Annotated in this window: 11 protein-coding genes; 8 read left to right on the top strand and 3 right to left on the bottom strand. The window is 42.3% G+C overall.

Translation table 11 applies throughout. The features are described 5' to 3' along the window. Positions 1-299: 299 nt before the first annotated feature. The 3 genes from QZ738_RS01080 to QZ738_RS01070 all read right to left on the bottom strand — a co-directional run bounded on the left by QZ738_RS01080 (position 300) and on the right by QZ738_RS01070 (position 5,048). Complete coding sequence (locus QZ738_RS01080; RefSeq protein WP_293783224.1) at positions 300-2,372, bottom strand: alpha-glucuronidase; 2,073 nt, start codon at positions 2,370-2,372, stop codon at positions 300-302. Positions 2,373-2,450: 78 nt separating this feature from the next. Beyond that, on the bottom strand, positions 2,451-3,830 hold the full coding sequence (locus QZ738_RS01075) for a glycoside hydrolase family 43 protein (RefSeq protein ID WP_293783221.1): 1,380 nt from the start codon (positions 3,828-3,830) through the stop codon (positions 2,451-2,453). 129 nt (positions 3,831-3,959) lie between these two features. Beyond that, the gene (locus tag QZ738_RS01070) at positions 3,960-5,048 is read right to left on the bottom strand and encodes an endo-1,4-beta-xylanase (RefSeq protein WP_293783218.1); all 1,089 of its coding nucleotides are present in this window, start codon (positions 5,046-5,048) and stop codon (positions 3,960-3,962) included. A gap of 294 nt (positions 5,049-5,342) precedes the next feature. On the opposite strand from QZ738_RS01070, the gene QZ738_RS01065 reads away from it, so the two are divergent. The 8 genes from QZ738_RS01065 to QZ738_RS01030 all read left to right on the top strand — a co-directional run bounded on the left by QZ738_RS01065 (position 5,343) and on the right by QZ738_RS01030 (position 24,024). Continuing rightward, positions 5,343-6,443, top strand: coding sequence for an endo-1,4-beta-xylanase (locus QZ738_RS01065; RefSeq protein ID WP_293783215.1), 1,101 nt, complete (start codon positions 5,343-5,345; stop codon positions 6,441-6,443). Between the two features lie 209 nt (positions 6,444-6,652). After that, complete coding sequence (locus QZ738_RS01060) at positions 6,653-10,828, top strand: hybrid sensor histidine kinase/response regulator transcription factor (RefSeq protein WP_293783212.1); 4,176 nt, start codon at positions 6,653-6,655, stop codon at positions 10,826-10,828. Positions 10,829-11,576: 748 nt separating this feature from the next. Further along, positions 11,577-14,750 carry a TonB-dependent receptor gene (locus tag QZ738_RS01055; RefSeq protein WP_293783210.1) on the top strand — a complete coding sequence of 1,058 codons (3,174 nt, stop codon included), beginning with the start codon at positions 11,577-11,579 and terminating at the stop codon, positions 14,748-14,750. 10 nt (positions 14,751-14,760) lie between these two features. After that, positions 14,761-16,644, top strand: coding sequence for a RagB/SusD family nutrient uptake outer membrane protein (locus QZ738_RS01050; protein WP_293783207.1), 1,884 nt, complete (start codon positions 14,761-14,763; stop codon positions 16,642-16,644). Between the two features lie 27 nt (positions 16,645-16,671). Continuing rightward, complete coding sequence (locus tag QZ738_RS01045; protein WP_293783204.1) at positions 16,672-19,548, top strand: SusC/RagA family TonB-linked outer membrane protein; 2,877 nt, start codon at positions 16,672-16,674, stop codon at positions 19,546-19,548. Between the two features lie 18 nt (positions 19,549-19,566). Further along, entirely contained in the window at positions 19,567-21,327 is a 1,761-nt protein-coding gene (locus QZ738_RS01040; protein ID WP_293783201.1) for a RagB/SusD family nutrient uptake outer membrane protein, read from the top strand. A gap of 32 nt (positions 21,328-21,359) precedes the next feature. After that, entirely contained in the window at positions 21,360-22,328 is a 969-nt protein-coding gene (locus tag QZ738_RS01035) for a DUF5627 domain-containing protein (RefSeq protein WP_293783198.1), read from the top strand. A gap of 13 nt (positions 22,329-22,341) precedes the next feature. Beyond that, complete coding sequence (locus QZ738_RS01030) at positions 22,342-24,024, top strand: endo-1,4-beta-xylanase (protein WP_293783195.1); 1,683 nt, start codon at positions 22,342-22,344, stop codon at positions 24,022-24,024. Positions 24,025-24,120: the final 96 nt, after the last annotated feature.

Raw genomic sequence — 24,120 nt, 5'->3', positions numbered from 1 at the left:
TTACTTTTTGATGCCAAAAAGTAAGAGCCATTCGGCGGCGGTAAGCCGAGGCAAGACTGGGCTGTATGGCATAAGTAATTAGTTACGTCATTTATATTGATTTTTATAAAATAAATTATCCCTCAGGGTGACGGTTTGGATGGATTTCGTATCGCTGAGCTTTCCGGTTCGTGAATCCATCAAAATAGATTTAGCTTCGCTGAAGACTTACGTGGTTCTCGATTGCGTTGCACTTCGCTCAAAATGACAATCTCGAAGAGTGACATAAATTTTCATGGACACAATTCAACATCGTATTTCTACTCATAATCCCGGCTTTTTGTTAGTTGTTTCAAGGATTGCAGATCATGAACGGGACGCTCCATTTCAAAAGGAATTTCTCGTCCGCTAAACTGCTGAAAGTAAAGTAAACAGGCATCTTTCCAGATTTGTGCATCTCTGCTCTGTGTTCTGAGTTTAGATTGCACCTCTGCAAAACGTTCGCTATCTATTGATCCCTTTATTTTGTCCCAGTCTTTTTGAAAAGACCTCACTTTTTGAACACCACGGTCATAACGGATGCAGAGTTCTGTCCACAAATCCCTGCCATTTTTCAAACGGTAAGACCACGGTACATGGTGAAACCACAGCAGGTACATTTCCGGGCAGGTCGATAGGTTATTAAAGGTTGAGCTTAATGGCTCATGATACTGATCAACCGCATCACTTCCGCTTCTGGTCCTGTCGAAGCCTATCCCCAATGTGTCGGCCTTGTGGTAATAAACCGAGGTCCAGTCTGGGCGGATTTTATCATTCGAGAACCAGGGTGCCGGCCCGTAATGATGTCCTTCCGCAAAAATATGGTGTAAACCCAGTGGCATCATATAATCAACCGCTGCTTCTCTGCTCTCCAGCATGATTTCTAGCGTGGTTTTGATAAAGTTGGCGTCGGTTTTCTTCGCTTCATCACCCAGAAAAGTCTGTTTCAACCATTCCTCAGCAATCGTTTTGCTTTCTAGTTTATTATTCCAGGCCAGGCGTCCGAAAGCATACCAGTTTGCCTGGGCAAAAGTATGTCCGGTCCAGTTTACATCGTTGCCAATATTGGCCACGCCGGCAATGGCGGTAAAATACGTTTTGCTTAGCGAGCCATCGGTGCAGGCGGCTACGGTACTGCCTTTTCCATTTTTATAGGTGTCGCTATTTAAACATTCTTCCCACAAGGTAGACAGGAAAACAAGTTGCCTGGAGGCGCCCAGGTATTCCTGGGTGATCTGAAATTCAGGCATCACTGGTGTTTTTGTCATGGCGCCAAATAAAGGGCTGAAAGGTTCCCTGGGCTGAAAATCAAGCGGCCCGTTTTTTACCTGTAAAATTACATTTTTCTTGAAGGCTCCATCCAACGGTAAAAATTCTTTATAAGCCTGCTTGGTCCTGTCTTCCGGTGAGGGGTTGTAAACAAAGGCACGCCACATCACGATGCCATTAAAAGGAGCCAGGGCGTCGGCCAGCATGTTCGCACCATCCACATGGGTTCTTCCGTAATCCTGAGGCCCGGGTTGTCCTTCGCTGTTGGCTTTAACCAGAAATCCTCCAAAATCGGGGATAAGTTTATAAATTTCAGCTGCTTTTTCTTTCCACCATTGTTTCACCAAAGGATCTAAGGGGTCTGCTTTTTTTAATTTGCCGATCAGAACAGGTGATGAAAAATTGACAGACAAATAGGTTTTTATGCCGTAAGGGCGCAAACTTTCTGCAATGGCTTTTACTTTTTCCAGATAAGCCGGAGACAGGATTTTTGCCGAGGCATTTACATTGTTTAACACTGCACCGTTAATGCCAATTGATGCATTTGCGCGGGCATAGGCTTTCCATTTTTCACGGTCCTGCAGAGTAATATTTAATCCATTAGCGGTATTGCCCCAAAATATAGAACTTCCTGCATAACCTCTTTCAATGCTGCCATCCAGATTGTCCCAATGGTTAAGGATTCTTCTGGAATAGGATGGATTTGAAATCACATTCCGTTGCGGCAGGTTAAGGTACTGGCGCCTCAACAATTCATAGGCACCGTATAATAACCCCAGTTCTGTACGAGCATTGATCACGTTTTCTTCCAATTGAAATCCATCACCCTTTATCGACGGATTTTTGCTCAGGTTAAGTTTAACGGTTATGTTTTCATTACCCAACCAGCCATTTTTAAGTTCAGCTTTAGCAAGATCTACAGTAGCGGAGCGGATGGTGCTGGAGATATTCACTTTTAAAGCAGAATGGCTCCGAAGCCATAGCGACTGGCCATCTTCAGCTCTCAATATGTTGGCATGGTTTAGCGTTAGTAGTGCAACAAGAATTATCGTTTTAATATATGCTATTTTTACTTTTATAATCATGCTTTGATATATTTGATCTGATCATTAGCTGCCTGGACCGAGCTTTTTTGCCGTTATTAAGATAGGTGTTTTGAAAGTTTAATGCTGCTCAAAACGCCACCAGTCGATGTCAATTCCGTTAGCCTTGTCATCGCCAGATACCACAAGGTAAAGATCTTGTTTTCCCTTAATCGGTTCCGCTTTTCCGGTGTATAGTTGTAAGCCAGCTGCCTGTTTACCGGTTGAAACCAGTTTTGCAATCTGTTTTCCATCTAAACTGCCTGCACGTACTTCCAGACTTGTACCTGGTGACAGGCCGCCTAATTCAGCACTAAAAAGCTTTGGACCTTTTTTACCAAAGTCTACACCCTGGATTTTGATCCAGTTATTACTTTTCATGCCCGAAACGAGCATTCCGCCATCAGCAGTATTTTTGGTTGTGATCCCACTTTGGTCTTGCAGGGTTTCGGCTTCGTTGCGTTGACAAGGATTTACTGCACCAATTTGCTTCACACCATTTTCAGTATAAGTGATCTGAACAATCGAACCATCTGGATTGTAATTTAGCTCCTCAATAGCCAAATTACGCTTGTATACGGGAGGAATTCCCTTTTTTATCGCTACGACTCTGTTGTGATAAGCATGGTACCATTTTCCTTTGAACTCAAATATCCCCTGGTGATTATTGTTATTATTATTGGGTGGCTGTGCGCCAATAACACCTTTGTAAACAAATCCGGTGGTTGGGTTTTTGCTCATCATATAATCAATCCTCATTTCGGCCCTGGGGTTAGACGAATACGAAAAATAATAATTGCCATTTCGTTTATGCATCCAGGAAGCTTCAAAAAAAGCGGGTACATGAAATGAACTTGCCCGGCCGTTCACGCTGATCATATCTTCATTGAGTTTAATCACCCGCATATTGTCTTCACCATTTCCCCCAAAATATAAATAGGCCTGTCCGTCATCATCTAAAAAAGCCATCGGATCAAACAACCACATGTTTTTTGCAGGTTGTACGCCGGGAGTTTCATTATCAATTAACTTTTTGCCCAATGGATCTTTAAACGGGCCGATGGGTGAGGAGGAGGTAGCTACGCCAATTCCTGAGCCACCGTTTCCAAAATACAGGTAAATTTTACCGTTTCTGGCAATAACCGAAGGTGCCCAGGTTCTGGTGGCCCAGGTTACATCACGTGGTGCCTCAAATACCACACCATGGTCGGTCCAGTTTTTCATATCGCTGCTGGAAATACAAACAATCGATTTCATTTTATAGCCACTGTCCTTATCATCGCTGTTGTCATCATCGTTTGAGGCATACAGGTAAACTCTTCCGTTATAAACCAGTGTGGCCGGGTCTGCAAGGTGCCGGTGGCTGGCAATATGGTCATCAGCTTTAGCGTATTTGGTTATGATTAAAAGGAAGGCAAATAGAATATAGGGTATAGATGATATTTTAACTCGTTTTTTCATGTTGAATTGACTTATAGGTTTTTATTTATCAGGGAAATTTTGCTTCCTGAGTAAATTAATGAAACTGATAAAGAAAGAGCGGTTTTTACAGATTATCAGGGTTGAATTGATGTTTTTCTTGCTTATTATTTAAAATTTCGTGACCTCGAAATAGGCCTTTTTTGGCTTAAGTTCCTGATCAAACAATAACGGATAGTTTTTCCGGCCACGGTTATCCAGCCAGCTGTACTGATCTGATAAATTCCAGAAAGTAACGCCCGTGATGTTAGCTTTGTATTTACGCAGCACTTCAAAAATCATTTTATATTGCTGGAGCTGTTTTTCTTCCATTTCAGTGGTAAACTGTTCGGTACTGCTACTTGTATTGCCCTGGATTAAACGTCCGCCCTGATGGCCACTATAAACCGATACGTCTAACTCTGTGATCTGAATTTTAAGTCCGAGTGAGGAAAATAGAGCAATCGATTTTTCCAGTTCAGAACGACTTGGATTATTTACAGACCAATGGCCCTGTAATCCAACACCATGGATTGGAACCCCTTTAGCCAACAGTCCTTTGAGCATTTTATAAATTTTTTCACGTTTTAATGGCTGTTCTGTATTATAGTCGTTGTAAAACAATTGGGCATCGGGATCGGCCTGGTGGGCGTACCTGAAAGCCATCTCAACAAAATCTTCGCCTGCGATCTGGTATAGCGGCGATTTGCGGAAATAGGCAGAGTCATCTGCTATAACCTCGTTAACCACATCCCAGGCGTAAATATCTTTCTTATACCTGCTTACAACAGTATTGATGTGTGTTTGAATTCTTTTTAGCAAAGTTTCTTTGGATACCGAACTTCCATCTTCATTTTTAAATAGCCAGCGTGGGGTTTGGTTATGCCATACTAAACAATGGCCACGGAGTTTTAGTCCGTTTACCCTTGCAAAGGATGCGATAGAGTCTGCCATTTTCCAGTTATAGGTATTTTCAGTGGGGTGTATCGGCCCCATTTTCATCGCATTTTCAGCGGTGACGCTGTTAAACTGGCTTAGAATCAAATTTCGCTTATCACCGCCCAGGTCCCAGGGAGTAACCGCCACACCTATGGGAAAATATTTTTGGTAGTAGTCTTTTAGTCCCTTTGTATTAAGCTCCTTATTTTGATAGGCACTGAACATAAAGCCGGCAAGAAGTAGCGGAACGGCCAGATAGGTGATGATGGTCGGTTTTCTCATATTCGATTAGGTAAGGCAATAAAGTTGCAAAATCGTATGTTTTTCGTGCTGACCAGGCTTCGTATCATCAATTTTTGGAAACAAATGTTATGTAATTGATTTATGACACGTTGGCCCGGAGGCTTATTGGTTTATCAATTTGGTCAATTTTTAGCGATTTGGTGCTTTTTTGAACATCTGTTCTTATTGTTTTAACAAATATGACTGCTGAAGCATTTGCTTAGGTCTAAATTTACTGGATTTTTCATGACCATGACGATTGAGAAATCGCCTTTGCCATTCAACCAAATATAAATGCGTACAATCAAATTTTATTTTGCCGTTTTTACGATAGCTGTCTTCGGAATTTTTTCCGGTTGCGGCAGTTACACTAAAGTTAAAAAAAGTAACCTGGGCCTGAAAGATTATTATCAGTCTTATTTTAATATCGGAGTAGCGGTTTCGCCCCAGACCATCAAAGGCGAGCAAGGCACTTTGCTTTTAAAGGAATTTAATAGCATAACGCCGGAGAACGCCATGAAAATGCAACCCATTCATCCGCGTGAGGATTTTTATAATTGGAAGGAAGCCGACGCACTGGTTAATTTTGCACAGGATCACCGCCTTAAAATAAGGGGCCATACGTTATGTTGGCATGAACAGGTGCCTTCCTGGATTTTTAAGAAAAGTGCTGGAGGAAGGGTAGATAAGGAACTGTTGCTGAAAAGGCTTAAAGACCATATCACAACCATTGTGGGGCGATATAAAGGAAAAGTATATGCCTGGGATGTAGTGAATGAGGTGATTGGCGACGAAGATGACCAATATTTAAGGCCATCCTTATGGAACGAGATCTGTGGAGAGGAATTTATTGCCAAGGCTTTCGAATATGCGCATGAGGCTGATCCTGGTGCATTGCTTTTTTATAATGACTATAATTCTGAACGACCTGTAAAAAGAGCCAAGATATATAAAATGTTGAAAAAACTTGTTGATAACAAGGTGCCTGTTCACGGCGTAGGTTTACAGGGGCACTGGTCTATTTTCGAACCCAGCGATACTGAATTGAGAGAATCTTTAAAACAGTATGCATCTCTTGGCCTGCAGATCCAGATTACAGAACTTGATATGTCCATCTATCCATGGGAGAAAAATTTAAGGGCAAAAAAACCGGGTGAGCAAGACAGCCTCACGGCAGCGCTCGAAAAAAAGCAGATTGACAGATATGCCCGGGTTTTTTCTATTTTCAGGGAATTTAAAAAGAATATCAGCAGTGTAACTTTTTGGAATCTTTCCGATCGTTCTACCTGGCTCGATCAATATCCGGTACCCGGAAGAAAAAACTATCCGTTACTTTTTGATCAAAACCTGCAAAGAAAAAGAGCATATTGGAAGGTGATTGATTTCAGAAAATAAATCAAGTTTTTTAAGCTGATAATGAATAAAATAATATGATAGAAGTGGTAATGATGTGATGAACCAAATTAGTTTTTTTATCTTACCGCCAATAAACCAAATAGACCATGCATCAGGATAATTTTGAATCTTCCTCAGATTTTAGCGCATTATTTAGCTTTTCTACGCCTGAAGTTGAAATTTTATTAATACAGCAAAATCATTAAACTATGCTCAAGGGTTCTGCTTATTCGGCATTAATTCTATTTATTTACCTGTTTTTAAATGCTGGTGATGTTAAGGCACAGCCTAAAACACAACAGCCCGAATTGCGTTTCACCGCCTTAACTTCTAAAAATGGCTTATCATCTAACAATGTAACTGTTATTTTTAAAGATCGGTATGGATTAATGTGGTTTGGAACGGAAGACGGGTTAAATAAATTTGATGGTACAAACTTTACAACCTATAAATACCAGGCAAACGATTCTACCAGTATTCAGGCTAACGAGGTAAAAGCTATTCATGAAGACCGAAAGGGAAACCTTTGGTTTGGTACCAGTGGAGGTTCACTGGCGCTTTTTAACAGAAGAAAAAATTCTTTCATTAATTATCGTGCCTCAAATGGCCCGGCAGGTTTTAGTCATAGCCTCATCAGGTATATTACCAGTGATTATTTAGGGAAAATATGGGTAGCAACCTTTACCGGACTTGATCTTTTTGATCCGGAAACGAAAAAAGTCTCCAGATTTCCAATCGCAGCCGCTCATTTTGGTAAACTTCCGCCAACCATGATCAATGTGATGATGGAGGATAGCAGGCACAGGATGTGGGTAGGAACAGATGATGGATTATTTCTCTTTAACCGCCAAAATTCATCTTTTATCCGGATCGGATCTTCAACAGATCAACCTGTGCAACTGACAGGAACCATGGTTAAGTCTTTAGCTGAAGACGGCAACGGCGACATTTGGGTGGGGACTAACTCAGGCTTAAGCATGCTCAAACCAGATGGTATGGGCTTTGATAACTACCTGCACATCCCTGGTGATCCCAATTCGCTGAGCGATAACAATGTTCAAAGTATAGCGGTAGCACCAAACGGTCAGTTGTGGCTCGGCACCGAAGATGGCCTTAATGTTTTTGATCTTCGCACTAAGAAAGTTAGGGTATACCGGCCTAATCCACGCAACCCTTACAGCCTGAGGGGCACTAGCGTAAAATATGTTTACATCGATAAACAGGGGATATATTGGTTAGGCTTATACCGCGAGGGGATCAATAAGTTTGATAGTAACCTCAATCTTTTTAACCTCATTAAGAGTAATGTTTTTGATGTTTATGGTTTAAATGCGCCCGTAGTAACGTCGTTTGCACCAAAAAACAGTACAGAGTTATATGTAGCAACAGAAGGAGGAGGACTGAGTATCTTTAACAGAAATACCGGCCTGTTCCACAAAGTTAATTTAGAGAAATTGGGTTTGCCGCCGCGTTTAACCCTCATGTCATTATTTGTCAGTTCAGCTAAGAAACTTTATCTGGGTACTTTTGGTTATGGTTTAATCGTGCTGGATTCAACGCTGACCAAAGCGGCCTCTTACCGGAAAACCAACACAGATTCTGGCCTTAATTCTGATGATGTATTTTGCATTACACAGGATAAAAACGGGCTGATATGGGTAGGTACCAATGGAGGGGGGATTAATGTGATGGACGCTAATCACAAGGTTATATTTAGGTATATTGATAAGGTACAGTCGGCCGCAGACCGCAAGTTTCCACTTAATAATTACATCCGTTTTATTAAAGAAGACCGTTTTGCGAACATTTGGGTAGGTTCTCATGGTTCTGGTGTAGCCATGATTAGCGCTGATAAGGCCCGTATTAAACATTATAACGAACTTAACTCAGGGCTTAAAGGGGATATTGCACAGGCTTTTCTGGAAGATTCAAAAGGGCGGATCTGGATCGGTACGGCTGGTGGCGGCTTAAACCTGTTGGATAAAAGGTCAAATAAGTTCATCAATTTCACCGAACGTAATGGTTTGGCAAATGACGTTATTGATGCCATTGTTGAAGACGATGACCATAATATTTGGGTAACTACCAGCAAAGGGATCAGCCGTTTCGATCCAAAGACACAAAAATTTAGCAATTACGGCATCTACAATGGGGTGCAAAACAATAGTTTTATCAGGGGAGCAGCCTTAAAATGCAGAGACGGCGAAATATTTTTTGGTGGGGCAGAAGGGATGAATTACTTCAACCCGGCCGGATTCAGAAAAAACAAAAATGTTCCCGCTGTACTTTTTACCGAGCTAAAAATTTCCAATAATGTGATTGAGGCGAGTGAGGAGGGGCCAATAACCGACCATATTTCTGTTGCCAAAAAAATCGACCTGGATTACAAGCAGAATTTTTCACTGAGTTTTGTCAGTGTAAACTACACCGCTCCGGAACAAAACCGTTATCGGTATAAGCTCGAAGGTTTTAATAAAGAATGGATTGATGCAGGCACTGTTAAAACGGTTTCTTATACCAATCTCGATCCGGGCGAATATATTTTCCATGTACAGGCAAGTAACAATGATGGCGTTTGGAATACAACTGAATCTTCAATAAAGATCATTGTCCATCCGCCATGGTGGAGAACCCTATATGCTTATGTTTTTTACCTGCTTGCTATTGCCGGTACTTTACTGTACATCCGCCACCGCGGTATTAAAAACCTGGAAAGAAAGTTTGCGCTCATGCAGGAAAAAACAAAAATTGAGCAGCAGATTTTGCAGGACAGAAAAGAGGCCGAGCGCTTGCATGAGCTCGATTCACTGAAAATTAAATTTTTAACCAACTTAAGCCACGAGTTTCGCACGCCGCTGTCACTTATCCTGGGGCCGGTTGAGAACCTGCTTTCGCAACAGGGAGAAGAGTCTAAAAGTGCATCGCTTAAAATAGTGAAACGTAATGCGCGTCGCCTGCTCAATCTGGTTAACCAAATCCTCGATTTCCGGAAAATTGAAGAGAATGAGCTCAAAATCAATAACGCCACGGGCGAACTGGTTTCGTTCATTGCCGATGTAATTGAATCTTTCAATGATTTAAGCGAACGTAAATCGATAAGCCTTACTTTTCAGACCCAGTTTGATAGCTATCCAACGGCGTTTGACCACGACAAGCTGGAACGTATTTTATTCAACCTTCTTTCTAATGCCTTTAAATTTACGCCATCAGGTGGTACCATCACCGTTGATTTAAAAAGAGCACCGGGTGAGGGGCAGGAAGAGCATGTTCTGATTACGGTGAGCGATACTGGGATTGGCATTAGCAAGGAAGAGCAGCAAAAAGTATTCGAGCGTTTTTTTCAGGCTGATACCGAAGTATCCATTCTTAATCAGGGAAGCGGGATCGGTCTTTCCATCATCAGGGAGTTCGTTAAAATCCAGGGTGGCACCATCGATTTAGAAAGCAAAGTTGGGAAAGGTACTCGTTTTATGATTGCCCTGCCTTTACCGCTGCAGGACCATATCGAAAAGCTGAATCTTGATTTTTCAATTCCCGAAACCCCAATACAGACTGAGGAAGAAGTTTCAGCTAAAGCGACAAATGAAACGGATGCAGAAATCCACACCATTCTCATTGTAGAGGATAATCAGGACCTTAGGGAATACCTGAAAGAGCATTTGAAGGCCCATTACCGTATTGTAGAAGCAGCCGATGGCAAGGAGGGCTGGCAAAAAACACTGGCCAACCATCCTGAACTTATTGTAAGCGATATCAGTATGCCTAATGTAACGGGTATTGAGCTCTGTAAAAAAATAAAGGAAGATAAGCGAACAAAACATATCCCTGTTATTCTCTTAACCGCGCTTACCGGTGAACAGGAACAATTGACGGGACTGGAAATTGGTGCGAATGATTATCTGACCAAACCTTTTAATATTGATATCCTCAATATTAAAATCAAAAACCTTTTACTCCTCAACCGTACGCTTAAAAATACTTATACCAAACAGATTAAGATGGAAACCGCTGAGATTTTTGTTGAATCTCATGGCGATAAGTTACTGAAGAATATTCTGAAGTACATTGAAGATAACATCAATAATTCACAATTATCTGTAGAAGATTTAAGCAAAAATGTAGGGATGAGCCGGGGCTCGCTCTACCATAAAGTGCTGGAATTAACAGGGCTTTCGCCGGTAGAGTATATCCGCTCGGTTAAGCTTGATAAGGCCGCGGCATTGCTGGTAAAAAGCGACCTGAATATTTCTCAGATTGCTTACCTCGTCGGCTTCGCCACACCAAACTATTTCGCTAAATCTTTTAAAGCAAAATTCGGCATGCAACCTTCAGAGTACTTAAACCTGTACCGTAAGCAAGATCACGCATCTGATACAGGTAATTAGCTGTTATTTACCATTGTGCAATCGATTGTTTTAGGTTGTTGAAATCGTTTTACCAACTAAAATTTCTCAGTTATTATCGCGGTAAGCTTCTTTAAAGGTGTTTAATTGTCTGAATTTCAGTTGTTTGTGGTGATAGAACATTTGTATCAGATTTATGTACAAATCTTCTAACCTTAAAATTCGTTTTTGTCCTATGTTTGGTTTAACCAAATAAAACTTATAAACCATGACTAATCAATTGATCAACTTCTATGAGGAAGGCTTAAGCGATCTTGTCCCGCAAAAAGGGACAAACCTGCGGGCAATGTCAAATCACCATCAATCTGAAACTTCAGTTTACCGATTTTTAATTCCATTGAGCGATAGGTAACAAGTGCTTTAATGGCTAAGCATTGGCCGGATGTATAAATCGAAAAAAGGTGAGCTGGAAATCTCCCTGGCAGGCTGAGATCAGCAAATCGCTCATTTTTCGACTTTCATTTACATGCGAGTAGTGAGGTGTAGCCGCTCAACCTGAATTCATCAATTGGCCCTTACCACATCGCGAGGCTGATCATTATTGGAGAAAAAAACTTTTCTTCTATTTAAAAACACTAACCAAATAATAATGCTAAGAGATTTACTTAAAATTCCATTTAGGAAAACGACTTCCTTTCGAAACGTCTTATCGGAAATGAAATGTTCCGGAATGCATATCAAACAGACGTCATCAATTTCACCCATCATGCTCAATAAATGATTTCGAAAAATGAAAAGAATTATACTATTGCATTTTGCTGGGGATAACCTGGGCTCGAAAAGGCAACTCTTTAAAAGATGTTGTTTAACCATGCTAACCTTGATGCTGATGATCAAAATTACTTTTGCACAGCAGACAAAGGTAACCGGAGTAATCTCCGATAATAAGCAAATTCCTATAATAGGCGCTACAGTTACTGTTAAAGGTACCAATATCCGTACCCAAACAGATACTGACGGGCGGTTTGTGATTAATGTACCGAATGATCAATCCATTCTGGTTATTGGTTACGTGGGTATGGTAACCAAGGAGGTTTCTGCAAAGGGAAAAAACAATCTTAAAATTGTGCTTGCAGAAGATCAATCTGCCCTTAATGATGTTGTGGTAATCGGTTACGGTACGCAGAAAAAAGCCAGTGTGGTAGCCGCCATTGCACAGACTACAGGTAAGGTGCTTGAACGTGCCGGTGGAGTATCGAGTATAGGTGCTGCGTTAACGGGTAATGTGCCAGGGGTAATCACCACTGCAAGTACCGGAATGCCCGGCGAGGAAGATCCTCAGATACTGATCCGCGGGCGTAGCACCTGGAACAATACCGGTCCGCTGATCCTCGTGGATGGTATTGAACGCCCGATGAACAGTGTCGATATCGGTTCGGTAGAAACGGTATCCGTTTTGAAAGATGCTTCTGCAACTGCTGTATTTGGGGTAAGGGGAGCCAATGGCGTAATCCTGATTACTACCAAACGTGGCCGTGAGGGACAGGCTTCTATCAGGGGTACCATCAATAATGTAATCAAATCGCCGTCACGTTTACCGGGAAAATACGATTCTTATGATGCCCTTACCATTAAGAACCAGGCCATAGAAAATGAACTTTCCCTTAAGCTGGAAAGCTGGGCCGATTATCTGCCGCAGGCTACAATCTATAAATACCGTTATCCGGCAAATTTAGCAGAATCAGAACGCTATCCGAATGTAAACTGGGACCAGGTATTGTTTAAAGATTATGCCCTGTCCAACAATGTTAACCTCAATATCTCCGGCGGAACCGCTAAGGTAAAATATTTTGCCAATGCCGATTACCTGTACGAAGGCGACTTGTTCCGTACTTTTAAAAACGATCGTGGTTACGAGCCGGGCTACGGATTTAACAGGTTAAACGTGAGGAGTAACCTTGATTTTCAACTGACTAAATCTACACTTTTTAAAGTGAATTTGTCAGGTTCCAGAGGTGTGAAGAAAAGTCCGTGGGGCAATTCCAACAGCGACTATTCTTACTGGATTTCTGCTTATTCTACTGCTCCGGATGTATTTATGCCGCAATATTCGGATGGTACATGGGGTTACTATGCACCAAATGTGCAAAAAGGTTTAAACTCTGCCCGGAACCTGGCCGTTAGTGGGGTAGGTTATACCACTACGAGCAGGATTACAACCGATTTTACGCTCGACCAGGACCTGGGATCGCTCGTAAAGGGTTTAAATTTTAAAGGTACCATCGCCCTCGATAACTCTTTTATAGAAGGAAACAGGGGGATTAATGATTTGTATAATGGTATTCAAAGCAAATGGATCGATCCAAAAACGGGATTGACCACCTATGAGCAGGCATTTGATGGAACCAATCGTTTCGATTTTCAGAACGGAATCAACTGGACCACCAACGGTGGTACCGTACAGGATTGGTCTACGCAACGCCGGTTATTCTATCAGGGCCAGCTTAATTACGCATTGAAATTGGGTACCAACCACAACATTACGGCCATGGGGCTTTTCAACCGGAATGAAGTGGCAACCGGAAGTGAGATTCCAAACTACCGTGAAGACTGGGTTTTCCGGACCACCTACAATTATGCCAATAAATACATGATCGAATATAACGGTGCCTACAATGGTTCTGAGAAATTCAGCACGAAAAACCGTTTCGCATTCTTTTCATCAGGAGGATTGGGCTGGATGTTGAGTGAAGAAAAATTTATGAAACCGCTGAAGTTTGTTGACATGCTTAAATTGCGTGCTTCATACGGAGCCATTGGTGATGATAATGTTAGCGGCCGCTGGCTTTATCTTACACAATGGGCTTATGGTGGACAAACCAAACTGGGGGTAACCGGTGAAGGTTCTGAATTAAGTCCGTACACCTGGTATAAAATATCGGCACTTGGCAATCCGGATGTGCATTGGGAAAAGGTAAAGAAAACCAATTTTGGTATCGATTATAGTTTCTTTAAAGGAATGTTTACCGGAAAGGCTGACTTTTTCCGCGACCGCCGTACTGATATCCTGATTCTCGGTGCTAACCGCGCCATCCCTTCTTATTTCGGTGTTGATGCGCCGGTGGCCAACCTCGGTATTGTAGAGAACAAGGGTTATGAGCTTGAGCTGGCCTTTAACAAAAGATTAGGACAGAACTGGAGACTTTGGGCCAACGTAAATTATACACATGCGAAGGATAAGGTAATCGAAGCTGATGACGCACAATTGTTACCAGAATATCAGAAAAGGGCTAACAAACAAATCAGCCAGACCTATTCTTATGTGAGCGCCGGAAATTACAATACCTGGGATGAACTTTATGGTAGCACTATTCACGATAATAACGACGGGCAAAAATTACCGGGCAATTATTATATTATCGATTATAACGGCGATGGTATTATCGATTCAAAAGATAATATTCCTTATGGCTTTCCATCAAACCCTCAGAATACCTACAACGCCACATTTGGCGTAGACTGGAAAGGTTTCAGTCTGTTTGTTCAGCTTTATGGTGTAAACAATGTAACCCGTCAGGTGGTATTTAGCAGTTTAGCCGGCCAGAACCATTTGGTTTATAACGAGGGATCTTACTGGAGCAAAGATAACCCTAATGCCGATGTGCCGCTACCAAGGTGGCTGTCTACAGCGAGTGGTTATACTTCCGGCAACCGGTACATGTACGATGGATCCTATATCAGGTTAAAAAATGCAGAATTGGCGTACACGTTCGAAAAAAGCAAAAGCTTTATCAAGCGTATCGGTATGGAATCGCTGCGGGTATATGTAAATGGAAACAACCTGTATGTTTGGACCAAAATGCCCGATGACCGCGAATCTAATTTTGCGGGAACCGGTTGGGCATCGCAGGGTGCATATCCAACGGTAAAGCGATTTAACATTGGGGCAAACATTACTTTTTAATGCTACAATCATGAAAAAATATATCAAAACATTAGTATGTTGTGCCATCATCTGGTCAACAGTATCCCTTTCTTCGTGTGAAAAATACCTCGATAAGGCCAATGAAACTGTTATTTCGGAGAAAGAGGCTTTTAAGAATTTCAATAATTTCCAGGGTTATACCGAAGAGCTCTACAACTGTATCGTAAATTTTAGCACAAACTACTGGACCAATTCCTGGAATTGGGGAGAAGATGAGATTACCTCAACCGCCGGAAATTTTCATTTCATCCATAAGATAGACGATGGGAATTTCTGGGGATGGCAGTCTGAATTTGACGGCTGGGGATCAGGATGGATGAACCGCAATAATTTTAGCACAAATAACGACCGTTTTAACAAGGATCTTTGGAAAGCGGCCTGGTATGGGATCAGTAAAGTAAATGTGGGTTTGGCCAATATGGATAAGATGACAGATGCTACAGATGAGGAAAGAAACCTCATTAAAGGGCAACTGCTTTTCTTCCGCGGTTGGTTTCACCACAGGCTGATGGAATATTTTGGAGGCTTACCTTATATAGATACTGTTTTACCTACGGATTCGAAACTTACCCTTCCACGCTTAAGCTATAAAGCATGTGCAGACAAAGCGGCTGCAGATTTCAGGGCTGCTGCAGATATTTTACCTGTTAACTGGGACAATACCACAGCGGGTAAACGTACCCTGGGTAAAAACTCCCTGCGGATCAATAAGATCATGGCTTTGGGTTATCTCGGTAAAAATTACCTGTGGGCCGGTAGTCCGCTGATGAATTTTGAATCGACGGGAAGCAAGAGCTACGATGCAGAATACTGTAAAAAAGCAGCAGCTGCATTTGCCGAACTGCTTACCCTTACCGAAAGCGGTACCACCCAGTATGCGCTTGTAGAATTTAAAAATTATTACCGCAATTTTTACACCAGCGGGCAAAACTGGGATTTACCCGGAAGTACCGAAGCCATATTCCGTGGTCCGTTTTTCAGTGCAAATAATTCTAACTGGGGAACCAGTAAGCAATATACACCGGTAGTGATTTCGGAAGGTGACCTTAAGTTTACGCCTACCGCCAATTATGTAGATTATTATGGTATGGCCAATGGCTTGCCGATCGCTGATATTACTAAGGCCGACAGCGAATCAGGTTACAATCCGGAATATCCATGGAAAGGAAGAGACCCGAGGTTTTATAATGACATCGTTTTTGACGGGGTAAAATTTGTGCAAGGTGCTATGGGTGCCAGCGATGAAAAAAACAGGTATGCCAATTTATACACCAGCGGAAGTTATCGAGATGTAAGTACCGGAAGCAGAACGGGTTACGTTTTGCGTAAATTTATTCCGATTACCGCCAATAAATATGATAATGGTTATTCGTATGGAAATAGTCTTCATATTTATGTTCCTTACATGCGTTTGGCTGATATCTACCTGATGTATGCTGAAGCTGCACTGATGGGATATAACTCGCCTACCGGCAAAGATCCTGGTTTTTCCAAAACAGCTGTTGATGCCATCAACGTGATCCGCACGAGGGCTGGCGTAGCTAATGTGGCGGCAAAGTTCCTGACATCTGTAGATGGATTCTTGGGTGAAGTAAGAAGAGAACGAGCAGTAGAGTTATCATTTGAGGGCCACCGCTTTAACGATTTGCGCCGCTGGTTACTATTGATTGAGAAACCATACACTTTAAAAACATCGGTTGAGTTTGACCGTAGCGGAACTTTCAGCACTACCGATCCTACTGCAAACCGGGTAGTTAACCTTAAAGAAGTGGTTATTCTGGAGCGGAAATTTAGTCAGAAACATTATTGGCTTCCACTTAAAAATGCCGATGTGAACATGTATGCAGATTTTAAACAAAATCCAGGCTGGTAAGGGCGTAAACTAATTCAAACGAATGAAATGAAACAGATCAAGATAATATCAGCCTTGTGCCTTGCCGTTGCGTTTTTGCTGCCTGCAGCAGGATCAGCGCAAACCACCAGGCAAAGCAATAAAAGCAATAAATCCGTTAATAAAAACGAAGAACGCCTGCCGCAGGATACCGTATTTGTGATGCCTCAGGTAGATTCAGTACAGGTTGCATTCAGGAAAGTGGCCAAACGCGACCTTTTGGGCGATGTTTCCGCCATAAATCTTTCCCAGATGCTGGAAAAAAACTATACCACCTCCAGCCTTGAAGGCCTTGATGCCCTTTTACCGGGTTTTAATGGTAACATTTGGGGAATGGGCAGCTACCTCGTATTGGTAGACGGGATTCCGAGAGACATCAACAACATTATGCCGACGGAAATCGATCAGATTACCATTCTCAAAGGTGTAAATGCAGTAGCGCTATATGGTAGCCGTGCAGCCAAAGGCGTACTGTATATTACCACCAAAAGAGGGGGTAATTACGAGCAGAGGGTAAATGTTAGGGCCAATACAGGTTTAAATGTTCCTAAAGGTTATCCCCAGTTTCTGGGTTCTGCAGAATACATGACTTTGTATAATGAAGCGCGCCGTAATGACGGATTGCCAGATCTTTACACGCAGCAAACCATATACAACTATGCCTCCGGAACAAATCCTTACCGCTATCCTAACGTAGATTATTATTCTTCGGATTATCTGAGAAACAGTTACGGACGAAATGATGTGACTGCAGAAATTTCAGGCGGTAACAACCGCACGCGTTATTATACCAACCTCGGTTATTGGTCAATGGGTTCATTGTTAAATTTTGGTGAAGCCGTAAAAAACAGTGGTGCCAACCGTTTTAATGTACGCGGAAATATTGATGTAAAATTAAACAAGATTATTTCGCTGAATGTAGATGCTACGGCGAGTTTTTATACCGGTAAAGGGGTAAACACCGATTATTGGGGCAGCGCAGCTACGGTTCGTCCGTACCGTTTTGCACCGCTTATCCCCATCAGTATGATTGAACCTGGTGATGTGGCATCGCTGGCACAGGCCAATAATAGCAACAATATCATTAATGGTAGCTATCTTTTGGGTGGAAGCCAGTTGGACCAGACGAATAGCTTCGCCAGTATTTATGCAGGAGGCTACAACCGTAATGTATCCCGTCAGTTCCAGTTTAATACCGGGATAAATTTTGACCTCAGCAGCCTGATGCAGGGATTAAGCTTTAAAACCATGCTTGCCGTTGATTATTCCAGCGCTTTTAATCAATCGTATAACAATACTTATTCCGTTTACGAAGCGGCGTGGAACAATTACGCAGGCATTGACCAGATTTCGAGTTTAACAAAGTATGGCATTGATGCCAGATCAGGCATACAGAATGTAAGCGGAAGTGCCTATCGCCAAACCATCTCTTTTTCAGGTCAGTTTAATTATGCACGTACTTTTAAACAAAAGCATAATGTTACCGGATCATTATTGGGTTATGGTTTTAACATCAGCGAATCTTCGGTTTATCATGCCACAAACAACGCCAACCTGGGTTTACAGCTAGGTTATAACTATGATCATCGCTACTATGCCGATTTTAGCGGGGCGTATGTTTATTCGGCAAAATTACCAACAGCTAACCGTGGCGCATTCTCGCCAACACTGTCTTTAGGATGGAGGCTTAGTGAAGAAGCATTCCTTAAAAATTCTGAAATCGTTGATCAGTTGAAAGTTACGGCTTCTGCTGGAATCCTGAATACCGACCTCGACATTAACAACTATAACCTTTACCAGGGCTACTTTACTTATAACGATGCGGCCTGGTACAGCTGGCGTGATGGCGGATTGGTACATACTTTTGACCGCAGAAGAGGCGATAACCCTAATTTAAAGTTTCCGCAACGAAGAGAGATTAATATCGGTCTGGAAGGATCGCTCTATAAAAACCTGATCAACTTTACGGCTTCTGCATTTTTTAATCAAACGCGTGGCAATGTGGTGCAGCCAGGTGTATTATATCCTTCTTATCTTACTACAGGATTTCCGGTATATTCTGATATCCCTTACGTAAATTACGATAATGATCAGCGCAGAGGATTTGATTTTGGTATCAGGGTGAATAAAAAAACGGGAGAAATAGATTGGAGCCTTGGAGTAACCGGTACTTATTACGATACCAAAGCCACCAAACGTGCCGAATCTTACCAGTTTGATTACCTGAACCGTGCAGGAAAACCACTTGATGCACTTTGGGGATTACAGAGTTTGGGCTTTTTTAGCAGCACTGCTGATATAGCCGCTTCGCCTGCCCAGTCTTTCGGTCAGGTTAAACCCGGAGATTTGAAATACAAAGATCAGAACGGTGATGGTATTATTGATACCAGGGATGAAGTTTACCTGGGTAAAGGCGGATGGTTAGGCGCACCAATGACCTTAGGCGTAAACCTGACAGCGAAATGGAAAAATTTAAGCCTGTTTGTATTGGGTACCGGCCGATATGGTGCAAAAGCGATGAAAAACAGTAATTATTTCTGGGTAGATGGCGAGGACAAATATTCAATAGTAGTTAGAGACCGCTGGACTCCTGAAACACAGGCCACGGCGACCTATCCACGGTTAACTACAGCAAGCAGCGATAATAATTTCCGCTCTTCAGATTTCTGGCTGTACAGCACGAACCGTTTCGATTTGTCGAAAGTGCAGCTATCTTACCAGTTCCCGGCAAATCTGTTCCGCAACGGATTTGTAAGAGAATTAGGCATTTATGCCAGCGGCATGAACCTGCTTACCATCGCACCAGAACGTGAAATACTGGAACTTAACGTCAATACCTCACCCCAAACGCGGTTTTATAACCTTGGTGTAAAGGCTTTGTTTTAACCCTGATAACAAATAGATATGAAAAAAATACAACTTCTGATCGGTTTGGCAGCACTGCTTTTCTCTGTTGGCTGCAAGGATATGTTAAAACCTGAAATCGAGAATAATCTTGATCTGGAAAGTACTTACAATAATGCAACCTATGCACAGGGTTTACTGCTTAACGGTTATGCCCGTATACCCACCAATAGCTGGTCGTTTAATGATGTAGCTACTGATGATGCCGTAAGCAACGACCGCAATAATGCTTACCTGAAAATTGCTACCGGGCAATGGACGGCGATAAATAACCCACTTTCTCAGTGGACCAATTCGCGTGCCGCCATCCAATACCTTAACCTGTTTTTTTCGGTAACAGACCAGGTGAAATGGGCTGTTGAGCCTAATATCAACCGCATGTTTAACGACCGGATGAAAGGAGAGGGGTATGCGCTTCGTGCCATGTTTAATTATTACCTGTTGCAGGCACACGCCGGTAAAGGCAATAACGGCCAGCTGCTTGGTATTCCGGTGGTATTGCAACCAGAAGGGCAGGATGCCGATTTCAATAAACCCAGAGCCACTTTTGATGCGACAATGGAGCAAATTTATCGCGATCTTGATATGGCGGAGCAATTGCTTCCTGTTGATTTTGAGGATGTTGCTAGTGATGCGCAAGTGCCTGCTAAATATTCGGGCGTAGGAAAAGATAACTACAATCGTGTTTTCGGTTATTATTTCAGAGGGCGTGTAACGGCTCGCATTGCAAAAGCCATCCGTGCGAAAGCGTCATTGCTGGCTGCAAGTCCTGCATTTAATCCCTCAACGGTTGCCAAATGGGAAAAAGCGGCAAATGATGCTGCCGCTGTAATCAATTTAAGAGGTGGGTTGGTAAACCTGACGGCGAACGACATCAAGTGGTATGACAAAGATGCCGGTATTGATGGGTTGGCATCGGGAGTAAATCCTTCTGAAATTTTATGGCGCAGTGATGTGGGCAATAGTAATGACCTAGAAAGAAATAACTTCCCGCCGACACTTTTTGGCAGCGGCCGGATCAATCCGACACAAAATCTGGTAAATGCTTTCCCAATGGCCAATGGCTATCCGATATCAGATGCCAATAGTGGTTTCTCTGCATCCAGTCCTTACGATAACCGTGATCCGAGGTTGAAGTTATACATTCTGGTGAATGGCGGTACGGCAGGAACTGCTGGCAGTACGATTAATACAACGCTTAACGGACCTACCAATGATGCGTTGAATAAAGTGGAAACTTCTACCCGTACCGGATATTACATGCGTAAGCTGCTTAGACAGGATGTAAACCTGAACCCATCATCAACCACCAACCAGAAACATTACAACCCACGGATTCGGTATACAGAAATTTATCTTGCCTATGCTGAAGCTGCAAATGAAGCCTGGGGGCCATTAAATGGTGGAAACAATGCTTATTCAGCTTATGATGTGATCAAGGCGATCCGCAGAAGAGCAGGTGTTGGTACTAACAATAACGACCCTTACCTGGAATCGATTAAGTCAGACCAGGTAAAAATGAGAGAACTGATCCGCAATGAGCGTCGCCTGGAACTCTGTTTTGAAGGTTTCCGATTCTGGGATTTACGCAGATGGAATGCCAGCCTGAACGAGGTGGCCCAGGGAGCAAGCATTACCGGAACAACGTTTACCCCGATCAATGTAGAAAACCGCGTGTATCAGCCTTACATGATTTACGGTCCGGTACCTTATAGTGAAATTTTAAAGTACAATAATCTTATCCAGAACGCAGGCTGGTAGTTCATCAATACCAGGATTAAAATTTAAAGAAAATGAAAAAGAAAATCCAATTTTTGCTGGCAATGGCCGTGTTTCTAGGAGCATGCAAAAATCAGGAGTGGGAATTTCCTGATTACGGCACCCAAACGGTATATTTTGCATACCAGAGTCCTGTTCGTACCATTACCCTTGGTGAGGATTTATATGATACCTCTTTGGACAACCAGTACCGTTGCGAAATCATGGCCACAACGGGCGGTGTATATGAAGTTAAAAACGATGTAAGTATTGGGGTGGCAGTAGATAATACCCTGGCCAGCAATCTTACTTTTGGTGGTGCCGCAAATGTGGTAGCCATGCCGGCAAACTACTATAGCCTTCAAGGTGGCTCCATCACTATTCCGAAAGGTAAAATAACAGGTGGTGTTCAGGTACAACTTACCGATGATTTTTTTGCCGATCCGCTGGCGCTGAAAAATACCTACGTTATTCCGCTGCGGATGACTTCGGTACAAAATGCCGATAAAATTTTAGAAGCCAAGAATTATACCCTGTATGCCATCAAGTACATCAACCCTTGGCACGGCTATTACCTGCGCCGCGGTAAAGATGTAGTTACCGGTAAAAACGGCAATACCAGTTTGAACAAAACGGTTAGCAGGCACATGACCTATGTGGAAAGCGATGAGGTTAATCAGGTAGTAACAACCTCTTTAAAGTCGAATACATTTAACGCGGTATTCAAAGATAAAGACAACCGGAATATCACCTGCAAATTGCTGCTTACCTTCGATAATTCAGGTAACTGTACTGTATCTGCTGCCGACAATAGCTTTACGGCAACCGGAAGCGGCAAGTTTATCAAACGTGGAGAAAAGAATAGCTGGGGAAATACCGATCGGGATGCCCTTTACCTGAATTATAACATCGATCTTGCGGACATGTCTGTAGCCACTACCGATACACTCGTAATGCGCAACCGTGGCGTAACCATGGAAACCTTTAATCCGGTTAAAAAATAAAATGTGAGTCAAGATGAAAAATATTTATAAAATTGCCCTGATCATAGGTCTTCCGGTTTTATCTGTTTCATGCAAAAAGCATGAAACACTTGATTTTTCTGTTGAGAAACCTGCATCCATAGCAGCACAGGAACAGATTGATGCTTACAAAGCTTTGAAATCTTATTTCAACTGGTCGGCTAATCCCGATTTTAAATTTGGCGTAGCCACATCACTTAGCGAATACAATAACAAGGGGGTATTATATCGCCTGGCCAACAGCAATTTTAACCAGATTGTAATCGGTTATGAAATGAAACACGGCGCTATAGTGAAAGACAACGGCAGTATGGATTTTGATAATGTGAAGAAATTATTGGAAAATGCTAAAAATTCAGGTATGGAAGTTTACGGCCATACGCTTTGCTGGCATGCCAACCAAAATGCCAAATACCTTAATAGTTTAATCGCACCAACCGTTATTAAAGGAACCAACGGACCGGCACTGGAGGATAACCTCATTAGTAACAGTGACTTTGAATCGGGAAACATTTCGGGCTGGTTTGGCTGGGGAAATAGTTCTGTTAGGGAAGTTTCGGCCAAAGGTGATGGATATGGTGGTGCCGGCTATGCGCTTAATATGTCTAATCCTAAAGCGGTTAATTCCTGGGAAGCGCAGACTGCAACAGATTTTACAACTCCATTTAAAAGCGGTTCAACCTATAAACTCAGCTTTTATGTTAAGGGTAGTGTTGCCGGAGCAGCCTCAGTAGCGGCACAAGAAACCAAAAGTTATGGAGCAGATGATTTTGGCTCTTTTAATATTTCAACCGATTGGAAGCTTGTACAATTAGAAAAAACCATCACGGCAGGTGATAGAACCCGTTTGGTTTTTAGCTTTGGAGCCTATGCCGGCAAAATTTCTATGGATAAAATATCACTTAACCGTGTGAATCCAAATGGCGGTGATAAAATAATCGAAAAAACGGCCGATGAGAAAAAAACTATCTTAACAGCTGCACTTGATAAATGGATTGCCGGAATGCTTGCCGTGAGTAAAACCAGCGTTAAAGCATGGGATGTGGTAAATGAGCCAATGTCTGACTGGCCGGATCCATCACAGTTGAAAACGGGCGTAGGAAAAACAAATATAGCTGCCGATGAATTTTATTGGCAGGATTATCTGGGTAAAGATTACGCCGTGACTGCCTTTAAACTGGCACGCCAGTACGGTAATGCCTCTGATATTCATTTCATAAATGATTATGGATTGGAAAGTAGCCTTGATAAATGCAGGGGACTGATTGAGTATGTGAAATATATAGAGAGTAAAGGCGCCAAAGTGGATGGCATTGGCACGCAGATGCACATGGGTACAGAAACTGATAAAGCGAAAATAGTTGAAATGTTTAAATTGTTGGCAGCTACAGGCAAATTAATTAAGATTTCTGAACTGGATCTCGGCGTTTCGAATAAAAAAACGGCTGCAGTAACACTAGATGAATACAAAGCGCAGGCAGATATGTATAAATATGTAATTGATAAATATTTTGAGATCATACCACCGGCTCAACGTTATGGCATCACCATCTGGAGCCCATTGGATAGTCCGGCCAGTTCTTTTTGGAGACCTGATGAGCCAATTGGGTTGTGGACAGGAGGTTTTGTGCGTAAACCAGCTTATGTAGGTGTTGCAGAAGCGTTTAAAGGCAAATAAGCTTTTGCTATTCATAGTTTTTATATAAAAGCATTAAGGATATAGCTCTCCCCTAAGAATCGTCGTTCCCAATCAAGTTGGGAATGACGATATCTT

This window comes from uncultured Pedobacter sp. (assembly GCF_913776295.1).
In the GTDB taxonomy this organism is placed as follows: Bacteria; Bacteroidota; Bacteroidia; order Sphingobacteriales; family Sphingobacteriaceae; genus Pedobacter.
Note: the sequence above shows the minus strand (reverse complement) of the source record. Positions and strands in the feature narration are given on the sequence as shown.